The organism is Acinetobacter sp. ANC_7588 (assembly GCF_056783995.1).
In genome coordinates, this window is sequence record NZ_JBWYIU010000034.1 from 1 (window position 1) to 646 (window position 646).

The following is a 646-nucleotide window of genomic DNA, read 5'->3' on the forward strand; positions in this document are numbered from 1 at the left end:
GGTCGATGTTGTAAGGGGTTGTATTCGGGTACGGTTTTGATGTTGCGTCGTTGTAGGATGAGTTCGCTGGCTTGGCGTTCTTGGTCCGTGTGGGTTGCTTGGTTGGTGTTTGTCTTGTGTTTTGGCGTCCATTGGCTGCGTTGTAGCAGTTGTTGGACTTGTTGGTCTAAGTCTTTGGGTAGGTTGTTTTGGTTGTAGTAGCGTTTGCCAACAATGAGGAATTCTTGATCAACTCCGCTGTGTTGTTCAATTTCTGGATGGCCATCGAGTTTGAACCAGTAGCCGACTTGGCTGTCTCTGACGCTGGCTTTGGCGATGAATTGTTTGCTTTGTCCAGCGTAGTAGTCGCTGAGGTGTTGGTTGAGTTTTTCAACTTGGCCGTTACCTGAGGCGGTGGCTTGGTCTTCGCCTTTGAGGTCTTGGATCCATGCAGGGCTGATGTGCCATGCTTGTTCGAGGCCTAGGCTGGCATTGTCTTGGTGGTCACTGTGTTGGTGTTTGCTTTGTACTGAGCCTGCACCTTCTTCTTGTTCGAGGGCTGTGGCTTGCCAGCGTTGTAGGTGGACTGCGGTGGGTTGTAGGCTGCGTTGTCCAATAAAACTGGTGATGGTATCAAATTGTTCTGTCGCATCACTGCGGTGGTAGC

At 50.6% G+C, this 646-nt stretch carries 1 pseudogene; it reads right to left on the reverse strand.

From position 1 onward, the window contains the following. Window positions 1-646 (reverse strand): annotated as a pseudogene (locus AC1M9J_RS14760) (type VI secretion system tip protein VgrG); the annotation flags it as partial.